The 23,054-nt window shown below is 67.9% G+C and carries 20 protein-coding genes and 1 tRNA gene; 3 read left to right on the forward strand and 18 right to left on the reverse strand.

The features are described from left to right. Positions 1-82 precede the first annotated feature (82 nt). Both KDW55_RS16325 and KDW55_RS16330 read right to left on the reverse strand, forming a co-directional pair. On the reverse strand, positions 83-1,318 hold the full coding sequence (locus KDW55_RS16325) for a CaiB/BaiF CoA-transferase family protein (RefSeq protein ID WP_069241975.1): 1,236 nt from the start codon (positions 1,316-1,318) through the stop codon (positions 83-85). 14 nt (positions 1,319-1,332) lie between these two features. After that, the gene (locus KDW55_RS16330) at positions 1,333-3,087 is read right to left on the reverse strand and encodes an acyl-CoA dehydrogenase family protein (RefSeq protein ID WP_069241549.1); all 1,755 of its coding nucleotides are present in this window, start codon (positions 3,085-3,087) and stop codon (positions 1,333-1,335) included. Positions 3,088-3,260: 173 nt separating this feature from the next. Between KDW55_RS16330 and KDW55_RS16335 the strand changes: the two genes are divergently transcribed. After that, positions 3,261-4,163, forward strand: a complete 903-nt coding sequence (locus KDW55_RS16335; RefSeq protein ID WP_212160250.1) for a LysR family transcriptional regulator — start codon at positions 3,261-3,263, stop codon at positions 4,161-4,163. 34 nt (positions 4,164-4,197) lie between these two features. On the opposite strand, the gene KDW55_RS16340 is transcribed toward KDW55_RS16335, so the two are convergent. The 4 genes from KDW55_RS16340 to KDW55_RS16355 all read right to left on the reverse strand — a co-directional run bounded on the left by KDW55_RS16340 (position 4,198) and on the right by KDW55_RS16355 (position 8,508). Beyond that, the gene (locus KDW55_RS16340) at positions 4,198-5,616 is read right to left on the reverse strand and encodes an amino acid permease (RefSeq protein WP_212160251.1); all 1,419 of its coding nucleotides are present in this window, start codon (positions 5,614-5,616) and stop codon (positions 4,198-4,200) included. A 92-nt stretch (positions 5,617-5,708) separates the two neighbouring features. Beyond that, positions 5,709-6,746 (reverse strand): porin, encoded by a 1,038-nt coding sequence (locus tag KDW55_RS16345; protein ID WP_069241551.1) that lies wholly within the window; start codon positions 6,744-6,746, stop codon positions 5,709-5,711. 131 nt (positions 6,747-6,877) lie between these two features. After that, on the reverse strand, positions 6,878-7,264 hold the full coding sequence (locus KDW55_RS16350; protein ID WP_212160252.1) for a RidA family protein: 387 nt from the start codon (positions 7,262-7,264) through the stop codon (positions 6,878-6,880). Positions 7,265-7,293: 29 nt separating this feature from the next. Continuing rightward, positions 7,294-8,508: an amino acid aminotransferase gene (locus KDW55_RS16355; protein WP_212160253.1), complete on the reverse strand. Its 1,215-nt coding sequence runs from the start codon at positions 8,506-8,508 to the stop codon at positions 7,294-7,296. A gap of 192 nt (positions 8,509-8,700) precedes the next feature. On the opposite strand from KDW55_RS16355, the gene KDW55_RS16360 reads away from it, so the two are divergent. After that, entirely contained in the window at positions 8,701-9,183 is a 483-nt protein-coding gene (locus KDW55_RS16360) for an Lrp/AsnC family transcriptional regulator (protein WP_040144604.1), read from the forward strand. An 84-nt stretch (positions 9,184-9,267) separates the two neighbouring features. Beyond that, a tRNA-Val gene (locus tag KDW55_RS16365) sits at positions 9,268-9,342 on the forward strand. 121 nt (positions 9,343-9,463) lie between these two features. On the opposite strand, the gene KDW55_RS16370 is transcribed toward KDW55_RS16365, so the two are convergent. From KDW55_RS16370 to KDW55_RS16425, 12 genes are all read right to left on the reverse strand, one after another. Beyond that, entirely contained in the window at positions 9,464-10,858 is a 1,395-nt protein-coding gene (locus tag KDW55_RS16370; protein ID WP_212160255.1) for an aspartate aminotransferase family protein, read from the reverse strand. A 28-nt stretch (positions 10,859-10,886) separates the two neighbouring features. Next, positions 10,887-12,224, reverse strand: coding sequence for a glutamine synthetase family protein (locus KDW55_RS16375; RefSeq protein WP_040144606.1), 1,338 nt, complete (start codon positions 12,222-12,224; stop codon positions 10,887-10,889). 11 nt (positions 12,225-12,235) lie between these two features. Beyond that, positions 12,236-13,048, reverse strand: a complete 813-nt coding sequence (locus KDW55_RS16380) for a gamma-glutamyl-gamma-aminobutyrate hydrolase family protein (RefSeq protein WP_069241976.1) — start codon at positions 13,046-13,048, stop codon at positions 12,236-12,238. Positions 13,049-13,773: 725 nt separating this feature from the next. Beyond that, positions 13,774-14,571, reverse strand: coding sequence for an N-formylglutamate deformylase (gene hutG / locus KDW55_RS16385; protein WP_212160256.1), 798 nt, complete (start codon positions 14,569-14,571; stop codon positions 13,774-13,776). Between the two features lie 59 nt (positions 14,572-14,630). Beyond that, positions 14,631-16,007: a formimidoylglutamate deiminase gene (locus tag KDW55_RS16390; protein WP_212160257.1), complete on the reverse strand. Its 1,377-nt coding sequence runs from the start codon at positions 16,005-16,007 to the stop codon at positions 14,631-14,633. Between the two features lie 23 nt (positions 16,008-16,030). Beyond that, positions 16,031-17,254, reverse strand: a complete 1,224-nt coding sequence (gene hutI / locus KDW55_RS16395) for an imidazolonepropionase (protein ID WP_209824454.1) — start codon at positions 17,252-17,254, stop codon at positions 16,031-16,033. Positions 17,255-17,258: 4 nt separating this feature from the next. Beyond that, complete coding sequence (locus tag KDW55_RS16400; RefSeq protein ID WP_069241555.1) at positions 17,259-17,870, reverse strand: HutD family protein; 612 nt, start codon at positions 17,868-17,870, stop codon at positions 17,259-17,261. Positions 17,871-17,872: 2 nt separating this feature from the next. Beyond that, positions 17,873-19,561, reverse strand: coding sequence for a urocanate hydratase (gene hutU, locus KDW55_RS16405; RefSeq protein WP_040144611.1), 1,689 nt, complete (start codon positions 19,559-19,561; stop codon positions 17,873-17,875). 39 nt (positions 19,562-19,600) lie between these two features. After that, the gene (hutC, locus tag KDW55_RS16410) at positions 19,601-20,296 is read right to left on the reverse strand and encodes a histidine utilization repressor (protein WP_040144612.1); all 696 of its coding nucleotides are present in this window, start codon (positions 20,294-20,296) and stop codon (positions 19,601-19,603) included. A gap of 4 nt (positions 20,297-20,300) precedes the next feature. Continuing rightward, positions 20,301-21,824: a histidine ammonia-lyase gene (gene hutH / locus KDW55_RS16415; RefSeq protein ID WP_040144613.1), complete on the reverse strand. Its 1,524-nt coding sequence runs from the start codon at positions 21,822-21,824 to the stop codon at positions 20,301-20,303. A gap of 162 nt (positions 21,825-21,986) precedes the next feature. Next, complete coding sequence (locus tag KDW55_RS16420) at positions 21,987-22,211, reverse strand: hypothetical protein (RefSeq protein ID WP_212160259.1); 225 nt, start codon at positions 22,209-22,211, stop codon at positions 21,987-21,989. Positions 22,212-22,220: 9 nt separating this feature from the next. Then, complete coding sequence (locus KDW55_RS16425; RefSeq protein ID WP_212147747.1) at positions 22,221-22,970, reverse strand: 4'-phosphopantetheinyl transferase superfamily protein; 750 nt, start codon at positions 22,968-22,970, stop codon at positions 22,221-22,223. Positions 22,971-23,054: the final 84 nt, after the last annotated feature.

Raw genomic sequence — 23,054 nt, forward strand, 5'->3', positions numbered from 1 at the left:
GCGCGACTGTCGCGCGCCTAGCCGGATGGCCGGCCTTGCGCCGCCGGCTGGCGGTCGTGCTTTACGTCGCTTTACGTCGCCTTCATTGCCTTGCGTCGAGCGGCTTGTCCCTGCAAAGCGTCGGGTCCGGCGCGACCTTCAGCACGCCGGCGTCGAGCAATCGTTGCTGGAGCGCGGGATCGACGCCGAGGCGGTCGAGCACCGCGCGCGTGTCGCGGCCGAGCACGGGCGGCGGCGAACGATAGGTCGCCGGCGTGCGCGACAGCTTCACCGGCGACGCCGTGCCGCGATATGCGCCGATCTCGACGAACAATTCGCGGTGCAGCGCATGCGGGTCGCGCGCGACGTCGGCGACCGTGCGCACCGGCCCGCACGGCACGCCCGCCGCCATCAGGTCGCGCGCCAGCGGCTCGCACGGATGGGCGGCGAGCCGTGCCTCGAGCTCGGCCTTCAGTTCGGGCCGGTGCGCGCAGCGGCTGCGGTTGTCGGCGAAGCGCGGATCGCCCGCGAGCGCCGGCGCGCCAAGATGCGCGACGAGGCGCGCGAACTGCCGGTCGTTGCCGACCGCGAGGAAGATCGGCGCCGTCGCCGTACGATAGCTGTCGTACGGCGCGATGTTCGGATGCGCATTGCCGCTGCGTTCGGGCACGCGCCCCGAGCCGAAGAAGTTCGGCAGGTGAGGATGCAGCAGCGACACGCCGCAGTCGTACAGCGCGATGTCGATCGACTGCCCCTGCCCGCTTCTTTCGCGCTCCGCGAGCGCGAGCAGAATGCCGGCAAGCGCGTTGAGCCCGGTGACCATGTCGACGATCGGCAACCCGATGCGCATCGCGTCGCCATCGCGCTCGCCGTTCACGCTCATCAGCCCGGCCATCGCCTGAATCACCGCATCGTAGCCGGGCAACCCGCCGAGCGGGCCGTCCTCGCCGAAGCCCGTCACCGCGCAGTGGATCAGGCGCGGGAACCGAAGCCGCAGGTCGCGCGCATAGTCCATGCCCCAGCGCGCGAGCGTGCCGGGCTTGAAATTCTCGACGAGCACGTCGGCGTCCTCCAGCAGGCGCCACAGGATCGCGCGCCCTTCGTCGCGGGACAGATCGAGCGCGAGCCCCTCCTTGTTGCGGTTCACGCCCATGAAATACCACGCGGTGTCGCCGAGGAACGGCGGCCCCCAGCCGCGCGTCTCGTCGCCGTCCGGCGGCTCGATCTTGATCACGGTCGCGCCGTGATCCGCGAGCGCCTGCGTGCAGTACGGACCGCCGAGCACGCGGCTCAGGTCGACGACCTTGAGCCCGTCGAGCGCGCCGCGCAGCGCGTTCATCGCTTCCGTCGCGCTCATCGCTCGACCTCCGGGAGCAGGTCGAGCGCCATGTCGAGCGGTACCGGTGTGCCGCGCAGCAGCGCGTCGAACGCCGCCGCTTCGTCGTCGCGCGACGCCGGTGCGAGCGGGTCGACCGGCAGAAGCTTGTGACGCACGACCAGGTGCGCGAGCGCGAGGCGCCGGTAATCCGGTGCGAGCTGTGCGCCCTCGCACGCCATCAGCACGGCCGCGCTCGCGTAGTAAAGCGCCGACGCGGCCTGTCGCACGCGCGCGTCATCGCCTTCCGCCGCGACCCGCGCGAGCGCATCGCACGCACGCGCGAGAATGCGCCGCAGCGCCGCGCGACTCGCATCCGGCAGCGGCGCCGCGCCGAGCCGGTCGGCGAGGAACGTGCGCAGCGCGTCGAGCGCCTGCTCGCGCTGCGCGGCGCGCGCGACGTCGAGCGCGACGATGTTGCTGGTGCCTTCCCAGATCGAGCCGAGATGCGCGTCGCGCACGAGGCGCGCATCGCTCCATTCCTCGATGTAGCCTGTGCCGCCGCGCACCTCCATCGCGTCGCCCGTCACGCGGCGCGCATCGCGGCACGCGCGGAACTTGATCAGCGGTGTCAGGATGCGCACGCAGCGCGCGGCGTGCTCGTCGCCCGCGTCCGCTTGCGGCAGCAGCAGCGCGATGTGCATGAACATCGCGCGCGCGGCCTCGGCGGGCAGCAGCATCTTCATCAACTGACGCTGCATCAGCGGCATCTCGATCAGCTTGCGGCCGAACGCGGCGCGATGCGCGGCCACGTGCAGCGACTCGTTCAGCGCGCGCCGCATCAGGCCCGCCGCGCGCACGCCGTTCGACAGCCGCGACATGTTGATCATGTCGGCCATCTGGTGAAAGCCGCGGCCGATCTCGCCGATCAGCCAGGCCTGCGCGCCTTCGAGCGCGATCTCGCCGCTCGCCATCGAACGGCTGCCGAGCTTGTCCTTCAGCCGCACGATCCGGTAGCGATTGCGCGTGCCGTCCGGCAGCGTCTTCGGCAACAGGAACAGCGCGAGTCCCTTGATGCCGTCCGGCGCGCCGTCGGGCCGCGCGAGCACCATCGCCAGGTCGGCGTCCGCGTTCGAGCAGAACCACTTGTCGCCGTACAGGCGCCACACCGCGCCGCCCCGCGCGTCGGCTTCGCGCACCGCACGCGTCGCGATGCGGCCGACGTCCGAGCCGGCCGCCTGCTCGGTCATGAACATCGCGCCCTGGAACAGCGTGTCGAAATCGCGCGACGCGAGCCTCGGCAGATAGTGTTCGACGAGCGCCGGATCGCCGAAACGACGCAGCGTGCGCGTCAGCGAATCGGTCATGCTGACCGGGCAGCACAACCCGAATTCCGCCTGCACGAACAGGAACGTCAGCGCGTATTTGACGAGCGGCGCCACCGCCCCGGGCTGATGGCTCAGCGCCGCGAGCCCTAGCTCCGAGTAAGCGACCCGTTCGAGCGCGACATACGCGGGATCCTTGTCGATCCGCTGCACGGCTTCGCCGCGCCGGTTGCGATGCTCGAGCACGGGCGGATGCTTGTCCGCGCGCGACGCCCACGCGTCGAGTTCGCCCGACACGCGCGCGCCGAGCGCGTGCAGCTGCGGCTCGAGTTCCGCGTAGCGGGTCGCGCCGAGATGCAGTTTCAGCAACGCGCCGAGATCGGGATCGGCCGTGAAGAAGTTGATGCCCCGGCTATCGGGGATGTTGTTGGCCGCACCGGTGTCCGGCGTGCGAGCGGTGTCGTTCATGCATGCGTCTCCATGGTGGCCCGGCTGCCGGCCGGTGCCCGCGCCGTGGCGGCGCGGCCGGCGGGTGCCAGGCGTTCGACAGAGCGTAGGCGCGCGATCGATAAGCGTCCAATACAGGATTTATCCGGTACGATAAACGATGCTTATCGATGCCGATGCGGGGAGGACGCACCATGGAACTGAGGCAGTTGCGCTACTTCGTGGCGGTCGCCGAGGAGCTGCATTTCGGGCGCGCGGCGAAGCGCCTGTTTATCTCGCAGCCGGCGCTGAGCTTCGACATCCGCAAGTTCGAGGATGCGCTCGGCGTGCAGCTTTTTTCCCGCACCAACAAGACGGTCGCGCTGACCAACGCGGGCGCGGTGCTGCTCGGCGAAGCGCGCCGGCTGCTGCTGCAGGCGGCCGAGGCGGAGCGGCTCACCGTACGCTCGGCGTCCGGTCTAGCGGGACGGCTGCGGATCGGCTTCGTCCATTCGATGCTGTATCGCGGGCTGCCCGACGCGGTGAGACGCTTCGAGGCCGACTATCCGGGCGTCGAGATCGTGCTGAGCGAGATGAACACGCAGGCGCAGGTGCTGGCGATCCAGCGCGGCCAGATCGATCTCGGCTACGCGCACTGGGGCCACTGCCCGCCCGAAGTCGAATCGGCGCCCGTCTACGCGGAACCGTTCGTCTGCTGCCTGCCGGCCGCGCATCCGCTCGCACAGCGCCGGCAGGTCGCACTCGCCGCGCTGGCCGCGGAACCGTTCATCCTGTTTCCGCGCGACGCGGCGCCGCACTATCACGACCTGATCATCGCGCAATGCGTGAACGCGGGATTCAGCCCGCTGATCCGTCACGAGGCGCGGCTCTGGCAGACGATCCTGTCGATGATCGAATTCGGGATGGGCATCGCGCTCGTGCCGCGCGTGCTGCAGCAGGTGAAGAGCGACCGGCTCGCGTTCCGGCAGCTGAAGGATGCGTCGCTGGAATCGCGCACGCTGGAGCTGAAGCGCAGCGGCACTGCCGAACCGGTCGCACTGCGCTTCGCGGACTACGTGCGCACGTCGATCGACGCGCTGCCCGCGCTTGTGGGCTGAGCCGGCGCGCCCGCTGCGCGCCGGTAGTGCCACGCTACTTCGCTTTCGGCTGCAGCACCGGTTGCGCGCGCCGATACCACACCGCATACACGACGGACAGCGCGATCAGGAACGGAATGCCGAAGATCAGCGTCATGTGGAACTCGGCCGTGAAGTAGGTCGTCACCATCACTGCCAGCATCAGCGTTGCGCCGAGCAGCGTCAGCAGCGGAAAGCCGCGCATGCGGAACGCGGGTGCCGGCAGGCCGAGCGCCGCGCGCCGCCGCCGAAAGCAGTAATGCGTCGCGAAGATCATCATCCACGTGAACAGCGCGCCGAACATCGACACCGCCATCATGATCGTGAACGACTCGCCCGGATACAGTACGCTCAGGACCGTCGCGAGCGCGATGCCGAGCGTCGACAGCATCAGCGCGCCGAACGGCACGCCGCGCGCGTTCACTTCGCCGAGCGCCTTGGGCGCGTAGCCCGCGCGCGACAGGCTGAACATCATCCGCGTCGTGATGTAGATCTGGCTGTTCATCGCGGACAGCGCGGCGATCAGCACGACGAAATTGATCACGCCGGCCGCGCCCGGCAGGCGGATCGCCTCCATCACCTTCACGAACGGGCTCTCGTCGCGCCCCGCTGCCGTCCACGGCACGATCGCGAGCATCAGCGCAAGCGTGACGAGATAGAACAGCACGAGCCGCACGATCGTCGAGCGGAACGCGCGCGTGACCGCGCGCTCGGGATCTTCCGCCTCGCCCGCGGCGACGGCGATCATCTCGATGCTCAGGTAGCTGAAGATCGACACGATCACCGCGACCCACATCCCCCACATCCCCTTCGGGAAGAACCCGCCGTGCTCGGTGTAATGGTGGAAGCCCGCGCCGGCCGCGCCGTCGCCGACCAGCGCCGGATTGCCGAACACGACGTACGCGCCCAGCACGATGAAGCCGACGATCGCCGCGATCTTCACGACCGAGAAGCCGTATTCGACCGCGCCGAACACGTCGACGCTGCGCGCGTTGACGAACACGAGCAGCGCCGAGAAGCCGACGATCCACAGCCAGCCCGGCACGCCCGGGAACCAGTACTTCATGTACAGCGCGATCGCGGTGACTTCGGTGCCGACCGCGAGCACGATGCACGCCCAGTACGCATAGCGCACGAGGAACCCGGCCCACGGGCTCACGTAATGTTCGGCGTACGCACCGAACGACCCGGAGGTCGGGTGCGCGACCGTCATCTCGGCGAGACAGCCCATCAGCAGCAGCGAGATGAACGCGCCGATCGCGTAGCTGACGAGCACGCTCGGACCGGCGAAGCCGATCGCGAAGCCGCTGCCGAGAAACAGACCCGTGCCGATCGCGCCGCCGATCGCGATCATCGCCATCTGCCGTGCGGAAAGCGTGCGGCGCAGACCCTGCTCGCGCGCCGTGATGTGCTGGAATTGCCCTTCTGATTGCATCGAATGACCTCGTTCGAAAACGTGTGTCCGGTCGAACCGCCGACGGCGCACGGACCGGCGCCGGACCGCACCGGCCACCGCGCGCCACGTGCTCAGAACAGGTGGCGCAAGCCGGCCGCGATACCCGTCTGATTGCCGCGTCCGGGCATTTCGGTGAACGCGCCGCCTGTCACCCGGTTGTAGTCGACCGTCGCGTAGACCTGCGTGGCCTTCGACAGAGCGTACTCGGCCTCGAGCACGCCCGTATAGCGCTTCCCGCCGTTGCCCGCGATGCCGTTCACGTTGCGGATGTCGTCGTAATACGCGACGCCCGTCACCGAGACTGCCGGGGTGACCTTCAGGCTCGCGCCGGCATAGAAGATCGCGTCGCGGCGCGGATTGTCGCCGAACGAACCGTAGGTTACGTCGCGGCCCGGCGCATTCAGCAGCTGTCGGTCGAGCATGCCAGTGCGGTCGATCCCGCCCAGATAGCCGGCGTACAGCGTCGTCGCGCCGAACGCGTAGCGCGCACCCGCGCCCCATGCCTGCTGCGCGCGGCTCGTCAGGTCGCGCACCTGCTGGTAGGTCGCGCCGACCATCAGCCCGCCGAGCGTGTACGACGCGTGCGTGCCCCAGTACGCATTCGCGCCGAGGCTGCCCGCGACACCGCCGAAACCGTAGCTCGCGCCGACGTTCAGTCCGCCGAACGTGCCGTCGTAGCTGACCACGTTGCTCGCGCGGCCCTGCGTGAGAAAGTACGGCCACATGTTGGCCGTGTAGTTGCCGACCGTCAGCGGATCGAGATCGCCGAACAGGTTGAACGCCTCGGTCGCCTGCCGGCCGAGCTTCACGGTGCCCCAGTCGCTCGCGAGACCCACGTACGCGTAGCGGCCGAACAGCGCGCCGTCGAGCTGCCCGGTCTGCGGCTCGAAGCCGCTCTCCAGCCGGAAGATCGCTTGCAGCCCGCCGCCGAGCGCTTCGCTGCCCTTCAAGCCCCAGCGGCTGTTGGTGATCGCGCCGTTGGTCATCTGCACACTGGCGTCGTCCGATGCGTTCGCATGCGTCGTGTAGCGAATGCTCTGGTCGACGATGCCGTACAGCGTCACGCTGCTTTGCGCCATCACGCCGCTGGCGGCGAGCAGGCCCGCCATCGTCGGTAGTGCGAATCGAGTAATGCGCTTCATCTTCGTCTCCATCCTTGTCTGAATTGTTGTGTTCGTCGGGGGTGTTGGTACTTGTCGCTAATCGCGGGTGCTGCAATCGTCGCGAAGTCGCGTGCCGGCTAGCCGCGTGCCGCCGGCAGCGCGACGTACGCGACGAGTTCGACGCGCATCTCCGGATGCGCGAAGCCCTGCACGCCCACGCACGTGCGGTTCGGGTACGGTTCGCGGAAGTGGCGCCGGTATTCGGCGTCGAATTCGGGCATCGCCTTCACGTCGGACAGGTAGACGAGCACCTGCGCGACGTCGTCCATCGTCGCGCCGGCCGCCGCGACGGCCTTCGCGAGATTGCCGAGCGTGATGCGCGTCTGCTCGGTCATCGTGTCGCCGGCGATCGCGCCGGACCCATCGACCGGCCCGTGGCCGGTAAACATCAGCCCGCCCGCGCGGGTCGCCCACGAGAACGGCTGCGCGAGCTGGGGCAAGTCGACCGGGATCGTATCTGCCATCGTGTACTCCTTCGGTTCGGCCCGGCCGCTCATGCGGCCCGGCGCGACGGGGCGCCAAGCACGTCGGCGATCGCGTGCGCGACATGATCGACGTTCGCGTCGTTCAGGCCCGCGATGCACATGCGGCCGGAGCGCAGCAGGTAGACGCCGTGCGCCGCGCGCAGCCGGTCCACGTCGGTCGCGGCGATGCCCGTGTAGCTGAACATGCCGCGCTGCGTGACGAGCGCATCGAACGCGGGCGTCGGCAGGCGCGCGTCGAGCCGCGCCTTCAGCGCGCCGCGCATGCGCTTGATGCGCGTGCGCACCTCCGCCACCTCGTCTTCCCAGCACGCACGCAGGACGTCGTCGTTCAGCACGGTCGACACGAGCTGCGCGCCGAACAGAGGCGGGCTCGAATAGGTGCGGCGCACGCCGGCCTGCAACTGACTCAGCACCGTCGCCGCTTCGCTCGCGCCCGCGCAGACGATCGACAGGCCGCCGACGCGCTCGCCGTAAAGCGAGAAGTTCTTCGAAAACGAGTTGCTGACGATCGCCGGCAGCCCCGCTTCGACGATCGCACGCACGGCCCATGCGTCGTCGTCGAGCCCGTCGCCGAAGCCCTGGTACGCCATGTCGAGGAACGGAATCAGCCGGCGACGCGCGAGCACGTCGATCACCGCGCGCCATGCGTCGCGGCCGAGGTCGAGGCCGGTCGGGTTGTGGCAACACGGCTGCAGCAGCACGATGCTGCGCGCCGGCAGCGCGTCGAGCGCCGCGAGCATCGCGTCGACGCGCAGGTCGTTGCGCGATTCGTCGTAGTACGGGTACGTGTGCACGTCGAGACCGGCCGCCGCGAAGATCACGCGATGGTTGTCCCACGTCGGATCGCTGACCCAGATCGCGCTGTCGGGAAAATAGCGCTTCACGAACTCCGCGCCGAGCCGCAGCGCGCCCGAGCCGCCGAGCGTCTGCAGCGTCGCGATGCGTCCTTGCGCGAGCGCCGCGCAGTCGGCGCCGAACACGAGGCGCTGCAAGCCCCGCCGATACATGGCGAGTCCCTCCATCGGCAGATATGTATGCGGCGCGCCGGCGTCGCGCACGCGCTCGGCCGCGAGACGTGTGCTCTCGAGCACGGGGATCCGGCCCGCATCGTCGTAGTAGAGCCCAATGCTGAGATTGACCTTGTGCGGATGGGCATCCTGCTGGAACGCCTGGAACAGCGACAGAATCGGGTCGCCCGGATAGGCGGGAACGTGTTCGTACATGACGGTATGACGGTAGAAGTTGAAGGCGGCGAGGCGGCCGGCGGCGTGACAGCAAGTCAGGTCGCGCGGTCGGAGGCATAGCGCGCATGTTATCGAGGACGAAATAGAATGAGCTTCACTTATCGATGACGAATCGCCTGGTTTGCAGTAGAGTCTGCGACTGTCACGTCAAAAATTACGGGATTCTGCGAAATGAATCTGGATCGAACCGACATGCGGATCCTCCGGCATCTCGAACGGGACGGACGCATCAGCAATCAGGACCTCGCGAATGCGGTCGCGCTGTCGCCGTCCGCGTGCCTGCGGCGGGTGAAGCTGCTGGAGGAACGCGGCGCCATTTCGGGCTACCGCTGCACGATCGAGCCGAAGAAGGTCGGCGTCGCATTCGAGGCGCTCGTGCATGTGTCGATGCGGCCGGACGTGCCCGAATGGCACGACCGCTTCGTGGAGGCGATCCAGGAATGGCCGGAAGTCATCGCCGCGCAAATCGTGACGGGCGGCTCGAACTATGTGCTGACGGTGCGGGCGCGCGACCTCGATCACTACTCCGATTTCGTGATCAATCGGCTGCACCGTGCGACGGGCGTGATGTCGATCAATTCGAGCATCGTGCTCGCGACGCTCAAGCGCGACGGCTCGATTCTCGATCTCGTCGAGCCGTCCACGGGCACCTGACGAACCTTTTGCACCGGCCTGAAAAAATAGTTGAAGAAAGTACTTTACGAACCGCAAAAGCTCTGACATAATTTCAGCTTCTTTGGGCGGTTAGCTCAGCGGTAGAGCACTGCCTTCACACGGCAGGGGTCACTGGTTCGATCCCAGTACCGCCCACCAAAGAATTCAAGGGCCTGCGTCTCACGACGCAGGCCCTTTTCGTTTTGCGCCCGATTTTCCGCTGCTGCCTCCCCTGCACGCGTCCTTGCACTCGCGAACAGGTTCGTGGGGCAACGACCGGCTATCCTGCCCTCCCCACCCGCTCCGCCGTCGCGTCAAACGCGCGCTTCGCCTTGTCGACGATCTCGTCGACCTCCGCCTGTCGGATCACCAACGGCGGCGACAGCAGCATCCGGTCGCCGGTCGCACGCATGATCAGGTTTCCGTTGAAGCAGAAGTCGCGGCAGATCGTGCCGATATCGACGCTCGCGTCGAATCGCTCGCGCCGCGCACGGTCACGCGCAAGCTGAACGCCCGCGACGAGCCCCGCTCCGACGATCTCGCCAACGATCGGATGATCGCCCAGCGCATCGCGCAGGCGGCGCTGGAAATACGGCCCGATATCGCGCTTCACGCGCTCGACGATCCCTTCGTCGCGCAGCAGCTTGAGGTTCGCGACCGCGACCGCCGCCGCGACCGGGTGGCCCGAATACGTGAGGCCGTGATTGAATTCGCCATGCTCGATGATCGGCCGCGCGACGCGCTCGTGGATGCCGACCGCGCCCATCGGCACGTAGCCGGACGTCAGGCCCTTGGCCATCGTGATCAGGTCCGGCTCGAAGCCGAAGTGCTGATGCGCGAACCATTCGCCGATGCGGCCGAAGCCGCCGATCACTTCGTCGGCGACGAGCAGGATGTCGTACTTGCGGCAGATCCGCTGGATTTCCGGCCAGTACGTCGACGGCGGGAAGATCACGCCGCCCGCGCCCTGGAACGGCTCGCCGATGAATGCGGCGACGTTCTCCGCGCCGAGCTCGAGAATCTTCGCTTCGAGCTGCTGCGCGCGCGCGAGACCGAATGCTTCGGGCGTGTCGCCAGGTTGCGCTTCGTCGAAGAAATACGGCTGATCGATATGCACGATGTGCTCGACCTTCGACGGCATCTGTTCGTGCATGTAGCCCATCCCGCCGAGCGTGCCGCCGGCGATCGTGGAGCCGTGATAACCGTTCCGGCGCGAGATCACATATTTCTTCTGCGGCTTGCCCTCGACGCGCCAGTACTGGTGCACGAGTCGCAGCACCGTGTCGTTGCCTTCCGAGCCGCTGTTGCAATAGAAGAAGTGATTGAAGCCGGCGGGCGTCACTTCGGCGAGCATCGCGGACAGTTCGATGATCGGCGGATGCGTCGTCTTGAAGAACGTGTTGTAGAACGGCAGCTCCTGGATCTGCCGATACGCGGCGTCGGCCAGCTCCTTGCGGCCGTAGCCGACGTTCACGCACCAGAGCCCGGCCATCCCGTCGATGATCTTGTTGCCGTCCGAGTCCCACAGGTACACGCCGTCGGCCTTCACGATCACGCGGCTGCCCGCGCGATTGAGCGCGCCCATGTCCGAGAACGGGTGGATGTGGTGCGCGGCGTCGAGCGCGCGGTATTCGGCGGTCGAGCGCCCGGCGACGGTGTCGTTTCGTTCGGTCATGTTGCCTCCGCTAGTCGGCGCCGCACGCTTACACGTGCAGCAGAAGATGGCGGCGTTCCCACGAGCTGATCACGCGGAAGAACGCTTCGTACTCCGTTTCCTTCAGCGCGAGGTACGCCTTCACGAACTTGTCGCCGAGAATGCCGGCGAGCGGCGTGCACGCGGCCATCAACGAGATCCCCTCCTCCAGGTTGCGCGGCAACTGGTACGGCAGATCGTAGCCGTCCGATGCGATTGGCTCGGTCGGCTCGAGCTGCTGCGTGAGACCGAGATAGCCGGCGGCGAGCGTCGCCGCGAACGCGAGATACGGGTTGCAGTCGACGCCCGGAATCCGGTTCTCGATGCGCCGCGCAACGGGCGCCGATTGCGGAATCCGGAAGCCGACGGTACGGTTGTCGTATCCCCACTGCACGTTGATCGGCGCGGCCATGAAGCGCGACAGCCGTCGATACGAGTTGATGTACGGCGCGAAGATCGGCATCAGCGCGGGCGTGTACTTCTGCAAGCCGGCGAGATAGCTATGGAACATCGGCGACACGACGCCGCCCTCGTCGGCGAATAGATTGCGGCCCGTGCGCGCATCGGCGAGGCTCTGGTGGATGTGCATCGCCGAGCCCGGCTCGCCTTCCATCGGCTTGGCCATGAACGTCGCGTACATGTTGTGGCGCAGCGCGGCTTCGCGCACCGTGCGTTTGAACAGGAATACCTGATCGGCGAGCGACAGCGCGTCGCCGTGCACGAAATTGATCTCCATCTGCGCGGCGCCGACCTCATGGATCAGCGTCTCGATGTCGAGGCCCTGCATCTCGCAATATTCATAGATGTCCTCGAACAGCGGATCGAACTCATTGACGGCTTCGATCGAGTACGACTGGCGGCCGGTTTCCGCGCGGCCCGTGCGCCCGACGGGCGGACGCAACGGCAGGTCGGGATCGGCGTTCATGTCGACCAGATAGAACTCGAGCTCGGGCGCGACCACCGGCTTCCAGCCCTTCGCGTGGTACAGGTCGAGCACGCGGCGCAGCACGTAGCGTGGCGAAATCTCGACCGGCGAGCCGTCGAAATGCACGCAATCGTGGATCACCTGCGCAGTCGGATCGACGGCCCACGGAATCAGGCAGATCGTCGAAGGATCGGGCACGCACACCATGTCGGGATCGGTCACACCGGTCAGCGTGCCGTCCTCCGGATAATCGCCGGTGACGGTCTGCACCATCACGGCCTGCGGCAAGCGCATCGATTCCCCGGACTCGAACTTGTTGCGCGGAATGATCTTGCCGCGCGCGATGCCGGCCATGTCGGGAATGATCGCCTCGACTTCGGTGATGCGGTGCTGACGCAGGAATTCACTCAGTTCGGGTTGCATGATCGGCCTCGTTAGTCGATGTCGATGTCGGATGCGGCCGGCGACGGCATGGCGCCGCCGGCCGCATGAAGGCGATGCGTCATTCGCGCGCGGCACGCCGCGCCGAATGCCGCGAAGATGTCGCGCGACAGCGGCTGTTCCGCATGGCGCCATTCGGGATGCCATTGCACGCCGAGTGCGAATGCGCGCGCGCCGCGCACGCTGACGGCTTCGATGAGCCCGTCTGGCGCGCACGCCTCGACGGCGAGCCCCGCGCCGAGCCGCGCGAGCCCCTGGTCGTGCAGCGAATTGACCATCGCGTCGCGCGCACCGTGCGCGACCCGCTGCAGCAGGCCGCCGGCCGTAAATTGCACGCGGTGCGCGGGGCCGTACTGCCGCTCGAGCGGATCGCCTTCGCGTTCGCGATGATCGGCGAAACCCGGGCTCGCATGGAGTCGCTGATGAAGGGTGCCGCCATACGCGACGTTCAACTCCTGCATTCCGCGGCAGATCGCGAGCACGGGCACGCCCGCGTCGATCGCCGCGCGAATCAGCGGCAGCGCGGTCGCGTCGCGTGCGGGATCGTGCAGCGTGTCAGGCGCACTCGCCGCGCCGCCATAGCGATGCGGTTCGACGTTCGAATAGCTGCCGGTCAGCAGCAGCCCGTCGACCGCTGCAACGATCGCATCGACCGGCTGGCGTACACCGAGCGCGGGCAGCACGAACGCGAGCGTGCCGGCGCCGTCGACCAGCGCGACCAGATACTTCTCCGCTGCCGTGTGGTTCGGATGCGCGCCGCGCACGATGCGGTCGGCGGTGACGGCTACGATCGGGCGCGGGCGCATGATCGCCTCCGGAGTGAGTGCGCGCCGCACGCATGCGCGCGATACAACGAGTACGCTCGCCGGCACGGCGCGCGTATATGCATGGCCATGCTGCGAGAACGAAGCGGCAGCCGGCCGGACGATCCGATGTGAATACGGGAAAGGACGCTAGGGCAACAACGAAGCGCTGCCGTCGCACTGCACCGCGCTGAACACGTGCGCGGTCACGAGGTTGAAGCGGCGCAGGCCGCGGTGGAACACAGCGAAGAAACGGGGCTCGCGTATGAGGGCGGCGCGCGTGCCGCGATCAGCATGCCGGATCGGCCCGGCCTGAGGCGGCGCGCCCGCCGACGGACTTCGGGTCCGGCGTATCGAAGGGCTGGCGGCTTTCACGATCGTACTCGACTGACTGATGAAGGCAGAACACGTGTCGCGATGAAGCTGAGGCGGCAATGCCGCGCGGCGACACGTCGGCAAGGGGTCTCGCAGCGGATTCCGGCGCAGCGCAGTGCTGATTGGCGCCGTCGCGGCCGGTGCGCGCGTGACGACTTCCTGACATTCAGCTTATATCAACTAAAAATTGCGTCAAATTTTCGGGTATCGATCGCGGTATCGATCGGACAAAAAAAACGGCATCGCCCGGCCGGGTCGATGCCGTTTTGTGCGCTGCGTCGGCGTGCACGGCGGTTGCCGGCGCACCGCCGCGCGATGCCGAGCCGCGCCGCCGCATGCCGCGCAGCGACGTCTCAGCGATGCGCGAGCGCGGTTTCGACCAGCGTCTGCAACAGCGGCACGATGCGGGCAGCGCGCGCTTCGTCGTACGCATACGGACGCGTCTCTTCCATGTACGTGATCTGCGACAGTTCGAGCTGCACGGCCTCGACACCGGTGGCGGGCACGCCGTAATGACGCGTGATGTAGCCGCCCTTGAAGCGCCCGTTCGCGACGGCCGTATAGCCGCCGTGCGCAGTCACGCACGCGGCCAGCGCCTCGGCGAGGCCGGGCCGCGCACTCGCGCCGCTCGACGTGCCGAAGTTGAAGTCCGGCAGGCGCCCGTCGAAGAAGCGCGGCACGTGCGAGCGGATCGAATGCGCTTCCCACACGAGCACGCGGCCATGCTCGCGCTTGAGCCGCGCGATTTCTGCCTGCAACGCGGCGTGATACGGCCGCCAGTAGCGGTCGCGACGGCGCATGATCTCGTCGTTGTCGGGCAGCGCATTCGCCGGATACAGCGGCGCCTTGTCGAACGTGTCGATCGGCACGAGCCCGGTCGTGTCCTGCCCCGGATACAGGTTCTCGTTGTCGGGCGGACGGTTCAGGTCGACCACGTAACGCGCGTGCGACGGCACGAGGATCGACGCGCCGAGCGTGGCTGCGAACCCGTACAGCCGTTCCAGATGCCAGTCGCAATCGTCGACGAAGCGTGCCTCGGGCGTCATCGTCGCGGCGATGTCGTCGGGGATATAGGTGCCTGCGTGCGGAATCGAGATCAGCAGCGGCAGCGTGCCCTGCTTCAGCGTTAATACAGCCGGTTGTTCAGTCATGTCGCATCACCGTAAAAGTCTGCCGGCGCAGGTGGACCGCATGCGCCGCGAGCCGCGCGTCAGCGCAGCAGTTGCGCCAGCGCGGCGCGGTAATCGGCATACGCCGCAGTTTCGTCGCGATGACGGCGACCGCTCACGACGCGCTCGCCGCCGGTGTAGACGTCGAGCACCGGCGTGTCGCCGTGCTCGGCGAACACCGCGCCGGACAGCCACGCTTCGCTGCCGCGCTCCGCGATCGCCGGATGATCGGGATCGAGCACGATCCAGTCGGCGCGACAGCCTTCGCGCAGCGCGCCGATGCGCCGGCCGCTCGCCTGTGCACCGCCCGCGAGCGATGCGTCGAACAGGCGATCCGCGACGTGCGGCTGCGTGTCGCTCGCGAGCACGTTGCGCGCCCGGTGCACGAGCCGCTGCCCGTATTCGAGCAGACGCAGTTCCGAGCGCCAGTCGACCGATGCGTGGCTGTCCGAGCCGACGCCGATCACGCCGCCCTGCGCGAGATAGTCGACCGCAGGAAACACGCCGTCGCCGAGGTTCGCTTCGGTCGTCAGGCACAGGCCGGCCACCGCGCGGCGCTTCGCGAGCGCCGCCGTTTCGGCCGCGTCGACGTGCGTCGCGTGTACGAGGCACCAGCGCGCATCGACGTCGAAACGATCGAGCAGCCATTGCACCGGGCGCGCACCGTATGCGCGCACGCAATCGTCGACTTCAGCCGTCTGTTCGGCGATATGGATGTGTACCGGTGCGTCGTCCGGCAATCCTTCGAGCAGCACGCGCAGCCCGTTTTCGGACACCGCGCGCAGCGAGTGCGGCGCGACGCCGTAACGCAACGCGCCGTGCTCGGGCGCGACGCGACGCATCGCGTCGAGCAGTTCGAGCAAGCCGTCCGGCGTGTTGATGAAGCGGCGCTGATCGTCGCGCGGCGGCTTGTTGCCGAAGCCGGCGAACTGGTACGACACCGGCAGCATCGTGATGCCGATGCCGGCCAGGCGCGCCGCGTCGATCACGCGCGTGCCGAGCTCCGCGATCTGCGGATAGCGGGAGCCGTCCTGCGCGTGATGCACGTAGTGGAACTCGCACACCGACGTATAGCCGCACTTCAGCATCTCGACGTACAGCCAGCGCGCGATCGCCGCGAGCGCGTCGGGCGTGATCTTCAGCGCGAAGCGGTACATCAGGTCGCGCCAGCTCCAGAAGCTGTCGGCGGGATTCGCGCGGTATTCGGTGAGCCCCGCCATCGCGCGCTGGAATGCGTGCGAATGCAGGTTCGGCATGCCCGGCAGCACGGGCCCGGCCGCGTGCGCGACGCCGGCCGGCGCATCGGTGTCGAGCATCACGTCGGTCAGCGTGCCGGTCGCGTCCCAGCGCAGCAGCACGTTGCGGCGCCAGCCGTCGGGCAGGTAGGCATGGTCCGCGAACAGCGTCATTTCGGTCATGGTGAGTATCGTCTCTTGCAAGGCTAGCCGTTCATCCGTCGAAACACCGTCGAACCGCCGCGTACGACCTGCTCGCACAGCGGCCGGCCGATCCAGTACGCGAGCTCCGACAGCGAGCCGACCGACCAGACCGCGAAATCGGCCTGGCGGCCGGCCTCCAGCACGCCGTGCCGATCGGCGCGCCCGAGCGCCGCCGCCGCATGGCGCGTGACGCCTTGCAGCACCTCGGGCACGGTCAGCCGGAACAGCGTGCAGCCCATGTTCATCGTCAACAGCAGCGATTCGAGCGGCGACGTGCCCGGATTGTGATCGGTCGCGAGCGCGATCGGCACGCCGTGCTTGCGCAGCAGGTCGATCGGCGGCCGTTGCGTTTCGCGAATGAAGTAGTACGCGCCGGGCAGCAGCACGGCGACCGTGCCGGCCGCCTTCATCGCTTCGATGCCGGCTTCGTCGAGAAATTCGAGGTGGTCGGCCGACAGCGCGCGATAACGCGCGGCAAGCGCGGTGCCGCCCGCGTTCGACAATTGCTCCGCGTGCAGCTTCACCGGCAGGCCGCGCCGCGTTGCGGCGTCGAACACGCGCTCGGTCTGCGCGAGCGAGAAGCCGATGCGTTCGCAGAATACGTCGACCGCGTCGACGAGGCCTTCGTCGGCCAGCGCCGGCAGCATCCGGTCGCACACTTCGGTGATGTATTCGTCGGCGCGGCCCGCGTATTCGGGCGGAAGCGCGTGGGCGCCGAGGAACGTCGTGTAGACGGTGACCGGAAAGCGCTCGCCCAGCTGGCGCGCAACGCGCAGCATCTTGCGCTCGCTCGCGAGGTCGAGCCCGTATCCGGACTTGATCTCGATCGCGGTCACGCCTTCGGCGAGCAGCGGCTGCAGGCGCGCGGCGGCCTGCACGAACAGCGTCGTCTCGTCGGCCGCGCGCGTCGCGCGCACCGTCGACACGATCCCGCCGCCCTGCCGCGCGATCTCCTCGTAGCTGACGCCGGCGAGGCGCTGCGCGAACTCGTCTGCGCGCGTGCCGCCGTACACGAGGTGCGTATGGCAGTCGACGAGGCCCGGCGTCACCCACGCGCCGTGCAGGTCTTCCCGGCGCCAATGCGCATAACCGTGCGGCAGCGCGGAAAACGCGCCGAGCCAGACGATCGCGCCGGTTTCGTCGACGGCGATCGCCGCATCGTCGATCGTTTCGTCGGGATGGCCGTGCGGACACAGCCTCAGGTGGTGCCAGACAGTCGGTTTCATGCGTTCAGTCCCGTTCGCCGACGGCGAGCGACACGGCGAGCAGCGCACCGCCTCCGCTCACGACGACGTCAAACGCACGCTGCAGCCCGTCGAGCCGCAGCGTGTCCATTTCTTGCAATGCATGGTGCGCGCCGTCGATCCCGACGCCGACCGCACCGGCCGCGCAGAACAGCAGCACGGTGTCGGCGGGTCCGACGCGATGCGTGCCCTCGGGCCACACGTCGAGCGTGCCTCGGGCGGCCGAGCGGCGCGTCATCAGGTTGAAGTCGCGTGTCGCGCCGTCGTGCAGCGTCGCATCGACCGCGGTTTCGCCCGCGAAGTCCGCGCGCGCAAGCGGCGTATCGAGCACGTGGCGCACGCCGCCCGCTTCCGCGAGCGTCATGCCCGTGCCGGACAGCAGCACCAGGGTGCGGTCGACGCCGTCGAACCGCGAGAACGGCCCGGCTGCGGCGACGTCCGCGACGCTCACGCGCCATGCGAATGCGTCGAGCGCGGCCCCGACGGGAAACGCGCCGATTTCGCGCGTCACGCCGCCGCCGTTCTTCCACGGCGACGCAACGAGATCCGCCGCGCGGATCATCGTTGCGTGCAGCGGCGCCTGGTCGAGCGCCGTCATGCTCAGCGGCCGAGCATCGGCAGCTTCAGGCCGGCTTCGCGGGCCGTCTGCTGCGCGAGTTCGTAGCCGGCATCCGCGTGGCGCATCACGCCCGTCGCCGGGTCGTTCAGCAGCACGCGGCCGAGACGCTCGTGCGCGTCGGCGGTGCCGTCGGCGACGATCACGACGCCCGAGTGCTGCGAGAAGCCCATCCCGACGCCGCCGCCATGGTGCAGCGACACCCACGATGCGCCGCCTGCGGTGTTCAGCAGCGCGTTGAGCAACGGCCAGTCGCTGACCGCGTCCGAGCCGTCCTTCATCGATTCCGTCTCGCGGTTCGGGCTCGCGACCGAACCGGTGTCGAGGTGGTCGCGGCCGATCACGATCGGCGCCTTCAGTTCGCCGTTCTTCACCATCTCGTTGAACGCCTGGCCGAGGCGGTAGCGATCCTTCACGCCAACCCAGCAGATCCGTGCCGGCAGGCCCTGGAACGCGATGCGCTCGCGTGCCATGTCGAGCCAGTTGTGCAGGTGCGGATCGTCCGGGATCAGCTCCTTCACCTTCTGGTCGGTCTTGTAGATGTCTTCCGGATCGCCGGACAGCGCGACCCAGCGGAACGGGCCCTTGCCTTCGCAGAACAGCGGGCGGATGTAGGCCGGCACGAAACCCGGGAAGTCGAACGCGTTCTCGACGCCCATTTCCAGCGCCATCTGGCGGATGTTGTTGCCATAGTCGAGCGTGGCCGCGCCGCGTTCCTGCAGCGTCAACATCGCCCGCACCTGCACGGCCATCGACTGCTTCGCGACCTTTACGATGCTTTGCGGATCCACCTTCTGCGCCTCGCGCCATTGCGCAACGGTCCAGCCCTGCGGCAGGTAGCCGTTGATCGGATCGTGCGCGCTCGTCTGGTCGGTCACGCAGTCCGGCGTGATACCGCGTTGCACGAGTTCCGCGAACACGTCGGCCGCGTTGCCGAGCAGGCCGACCGACACCGGCTTGCCGGTACGCTTCGCTTCGTCGATCATGCCGAGCGCTTCGTCGAGCGTCGTCGCCTTCTTGTCGACGTAACGCGTCTTCAGGCGGAAGTCGATGCGCGTCTCGTCGCATTCGACCGCGATCATCGAGAAGCCGGCCATCGTCGCCGCGAGCGGCTGCGCGCCGCCCATCCCGCCGAGGCCGCCCGTCAGGATCCAGCGGCCCGACGGATCGCCGTTGAAGTGCTGGTTCGCGACCGAGAAGAACGTTTCATAGGTGCCCTGCACGATCCCCTGGCTGCCAATGTAGATCCAGCTGCCGGCCGTCATCTGGCCGTACATCATCAGGCCTTTGCGGTCGAGCTCGTGGAAGTGATCCCAGGTGGCCCAGTGCGGCACGAGGTTCGAGTTCGCGAGCAGCACGCGCGGCGCATCCTTGTGCGTGCGGAACACCCCGACCGGCTTGCCCGACTGGATCAACAGCGTTTCGTTTTCCTCGAGATCCTTCAGCGACGCGAGGATCTGGTCGTAGCATTCCCAGTTGCGCGCCGCGCGGCCGATGCCGCCGTACACGACGAGCGCGTGCGGATGCTCGGCAACTTCCGGATCCAGGTTGTTCTGGATCATCCGGTAGGCCGCTTCGGCCAGCCAGGTCTTGCAGACCTTCTCGCTGCCGCGCGGCGCGCGAATCGTACGCGTCGGATCGAGACGGGGATCGATGTGTTTCGGATGGTTCATGACGACTGCTCCCGAAGGAAAATAAATATCAACAAGGAATCAGAAATGCCCGGTGAAGCGATAACGGCTGCCGGGATGCCACAGATTCGCCACCGAGGCGACGACACCCTGCGACCAGGTGCGTCGGTGTAAAACGAGACACGGCTCGACGTCGTCCATTCGCAGCTGCTCGCGCCGCTCGGGCGCCGGGGCCGCCGCTTCGATCCGGTACTCGACACGCTGCAGCGGAGCCGCGCGCATCAGGTACAGGTTCGGCGTCGTGTTCGTGAAATCCTGCTCGGCATAATCCGGCGCGACCGCCGGATTCACCCAGCGCTCTTCGAGCTGGACGGGCTCGTCATTCTCGAAGTGCAACACCTGCGAATGAAACAGCTTCGCGCGCACGGCCACCTGCATCTCGTCGGCGAGCGCCTCGTCGGCGCGGATCGTCTCGAGGCCGAGCACGCTGGCGCGGTACGCATGCCCGCGCGCGTCGACCTCCTCCGAGATGCTGCGGATCGCCACCAGCGTCGATTCGTACTTCGGCCGTGCGACGTAGGTGCCGGCGCCCTTCATGCGCGTCAGCACCTGCTCGGCCGTCAACTCGCGCAGCGCGCGGTTGACGGTCATGCGCGCGACCTTGAACTCGCGGGCGAGTTCGTTCTCGGACGGCACCTGGTCGCCCTCCGCCCAGTCGCCGGCGTGAATGCGGCCCAGGATGAAATCCTTGATCTCCTGGTAGACCGGCGCGCTCATGGGCTTACTGTTCCGATGCGAACGAGAACGGCGCGACCTTCGCGAACGCACGCTCGCCGACCAGTTGCGCGATCACCGCGATGTCCGGTGCGAAGTAGTGATCGAGCTCGTAGTGCGCGACCTTGCTGCGGATCGTTTCCATCACCGGCGCGAGCTTCGGGCTCGTATGGAACGGCGCGCGCAGGTCGACGCCCTGAGCGGCGGCGAGCAGTTCGATCGCGAGGATGTGCTTCGTGTTGTCCGCGATGTCGGCCAGCTTGCGTGCGGCGAACGTTGCCATCGACACGTGGTCTTCCTGGTTCGCCGAGGTCGGCAGCGAATCGACCGATGCCGGATGTGCAAGCGTCTTGTTTTCCGACGCGAGCGCGGCAGCCGTCACGTGGGCGATCATGAAGCCCGAGTTCACGCCGCCGTCCTTCACGAGGAACGGCGGCAGGCCCGACAGCGTCGCATCGATCAGGAGCGCGATGCGCCGTTCGGCCAGCGCGCCGATTTCCGACGCGGCGAGCGCGAGGTTGTCGGCCGCGAACGCGACGGGCTCCGCATGGAAGTTGCCGCCCGACAGCACTTCGCCGGTATCCGGGAAGATCAGCGGGTTGTCCGACACGGCGTTCGCTTCGACGAGCAGCACGTCGGCCGCGTGGCGCATCTGGTCCAGGCACGCGCCCATCACCTGCGGCTGGCAACGCAGGCTGTACGGATCCTGCACCTTGTCGCAGTCGCGGTGCGACTGGTTGATCGGCGAACCTTCGAGCAGCTCGCGGTACGCCGCTGCCGCATCGATCTGGCCTTGATGACCGCGCAGTTCGTGGATCCGTGCATCGAACGGCTTCACCGAGCCGGCTGCCGCGTCGACCGACAGTGCACCGGCGACGAGCGCGGTGCGGTACAAGTCTTCGATCGCGAACATGTTGTCGAGCGCGAGCGCCGTCGACGCCTGCGTGCCGTTCAGCAGCGCGAGACCTTCCTTCGCCTGGAGCGTCAGCGGCGCGAGGCCCGCGACGCGCAGACCGTCGAGCGCGCTCGCGCGTTCGCCGCGGATGAACACTTCGCCGACGCCGAGCAGCACGGCCGACATGTGCGCGAGCGGCGCCAGGTCGCCCGATGCACCGACCGATCCCTTCACCGGGATCAGCGGCAGCACGTCCGCGTTGAACAGCGTGATCAGCGCGTCCATCACCTCGCGGCGAATGCCCGAGTGGCCGCGGCCGAGGCTCGACAGCTTCAGCGCCATCAGCAGGCGCACCGACGAACGCGCCATCGGCTCGCCCACGCCGACCGCGTGCGACAGCACCAGATTCTTCTGCAGCAGCTCGAGCTGGTCGTGCGGGATATGCGTGCTGGCAAGGCGGCCGAAGCCGGTGTTGATACCGTATGCCGGCTCGCCTTTCGCCGCGATGTCGGCGACGGCCTTCGCGCCCGCGTCGATCTTCGCGAAGCTTGCGGGGTCGAGCTGGAGCTGCACCGATTCGCGAGCGATCTTGCGCAGTTGCGGAAGGGTCAGGTGGCCGGGGGTCAACGTAATCATGTGAGCAATCCTGTCTAGACAAGTTCGGGATGGATTGCAGTGTAGCCATCCAAACTTGTCTAGACAAGTCCGTTTTCACGATTTGGACTCGGGAGTTTCCCTGATGCCCCGAGCGGCCCGCGGCGCCGGTTCGTCAAGCCGGCCAATTAACATATGTTGCGATTATTTGATTTTTAGGAGCATACGAATCATCGCTTCACGGTAGTTCGCCAAAGGGCGCACTGGCATGATCATCGCGTTCCGGTTGGCCGCCCCGTTCGGCCACGGTGTGCTCGTCGCGACCTGCGCGCTCGCGGGCGACACATCGCCCGCCCCCGAGCCGCTGCCCCGATCGGCGATGCGATCAACGCGTACCGTGTGGCGCTGGACGACGCGCCACTCGCTCAAGCGCGCCGCTCAGCGCGTCCACGCGACGCACGCGGCGTAGCCGGGTGCCGCGTCGAGCCAGCCCGCGTCGAACGCAGCCACGCCGGCGGCCGGAGCGGCCGGCTCGACGATCGTCGTCGCGGGCGTCGTCGCATCGCGCGGCGGCACGACCGCGAATGCGCGCAGCCCACCGACGATGCCGGTGCCCAGCGCTTTCAGCAGCGCCTCCTTCGCGGACCACACGCGCATGAACGCGCCGGCGCGCGCAGCCAGCGGCAGGCTCTCGAGATATGCGGCCTCGGCCGGTGCGCATACTTCGGCGGCCAGCCCTCGCCAGTCGGCCGTGCGGCTGCAGCTTTCGATATCGACGCCGACACGTGCCGACGCCCATGCGATGAGTGCATGATCGCCCGCGTGCGACACGTTGAAATCCAGCGACGCACGATGCGCCGGGTCGAGTGACGGCCGCCCCGCTTCGTCGACGACGATCGAGACGTCTTGCGGCGCCATGCCGAGCGCCGCGCCGAGCACGTCGCGCAGCGCGGCGCGCGTCGCGGCGCTGCGCACCGCGTCCTCGTGCCTCAAATAGCGCGCCGCGCGCGCGCGCTCCGCATCGCTCAGCGCTGCATAGGCTGGCGACGCGAGCGGCACGCGCCAGTCGAAGTCGATGCGCGCGACCTGCACGCCGGCGCGCAACGCGGCAGGCGGCACGTCAAGCATGCGTACGCGCCACGCACGGCGCAGGTCGGCAGACATTTCGGAATCGTGCGGAGCGGACATCGGAGGGAAGCAGCCAGTCGGATTGAGCGTCCGATGTTAATCGATCGCGCTGCACGCGAATCGCCGTGTTCCAGTCAGGCGCGC

Source organism: Burkholderia sp. AU19243, from assembly GCF_018148075.1.
Classification (GTDB): Bacteria; Pseudomonadota; Gammaproteobacteria; order Burkholderiales; family Burkholderiaceae; genus Burkholderia; species Burkholderia latens_A.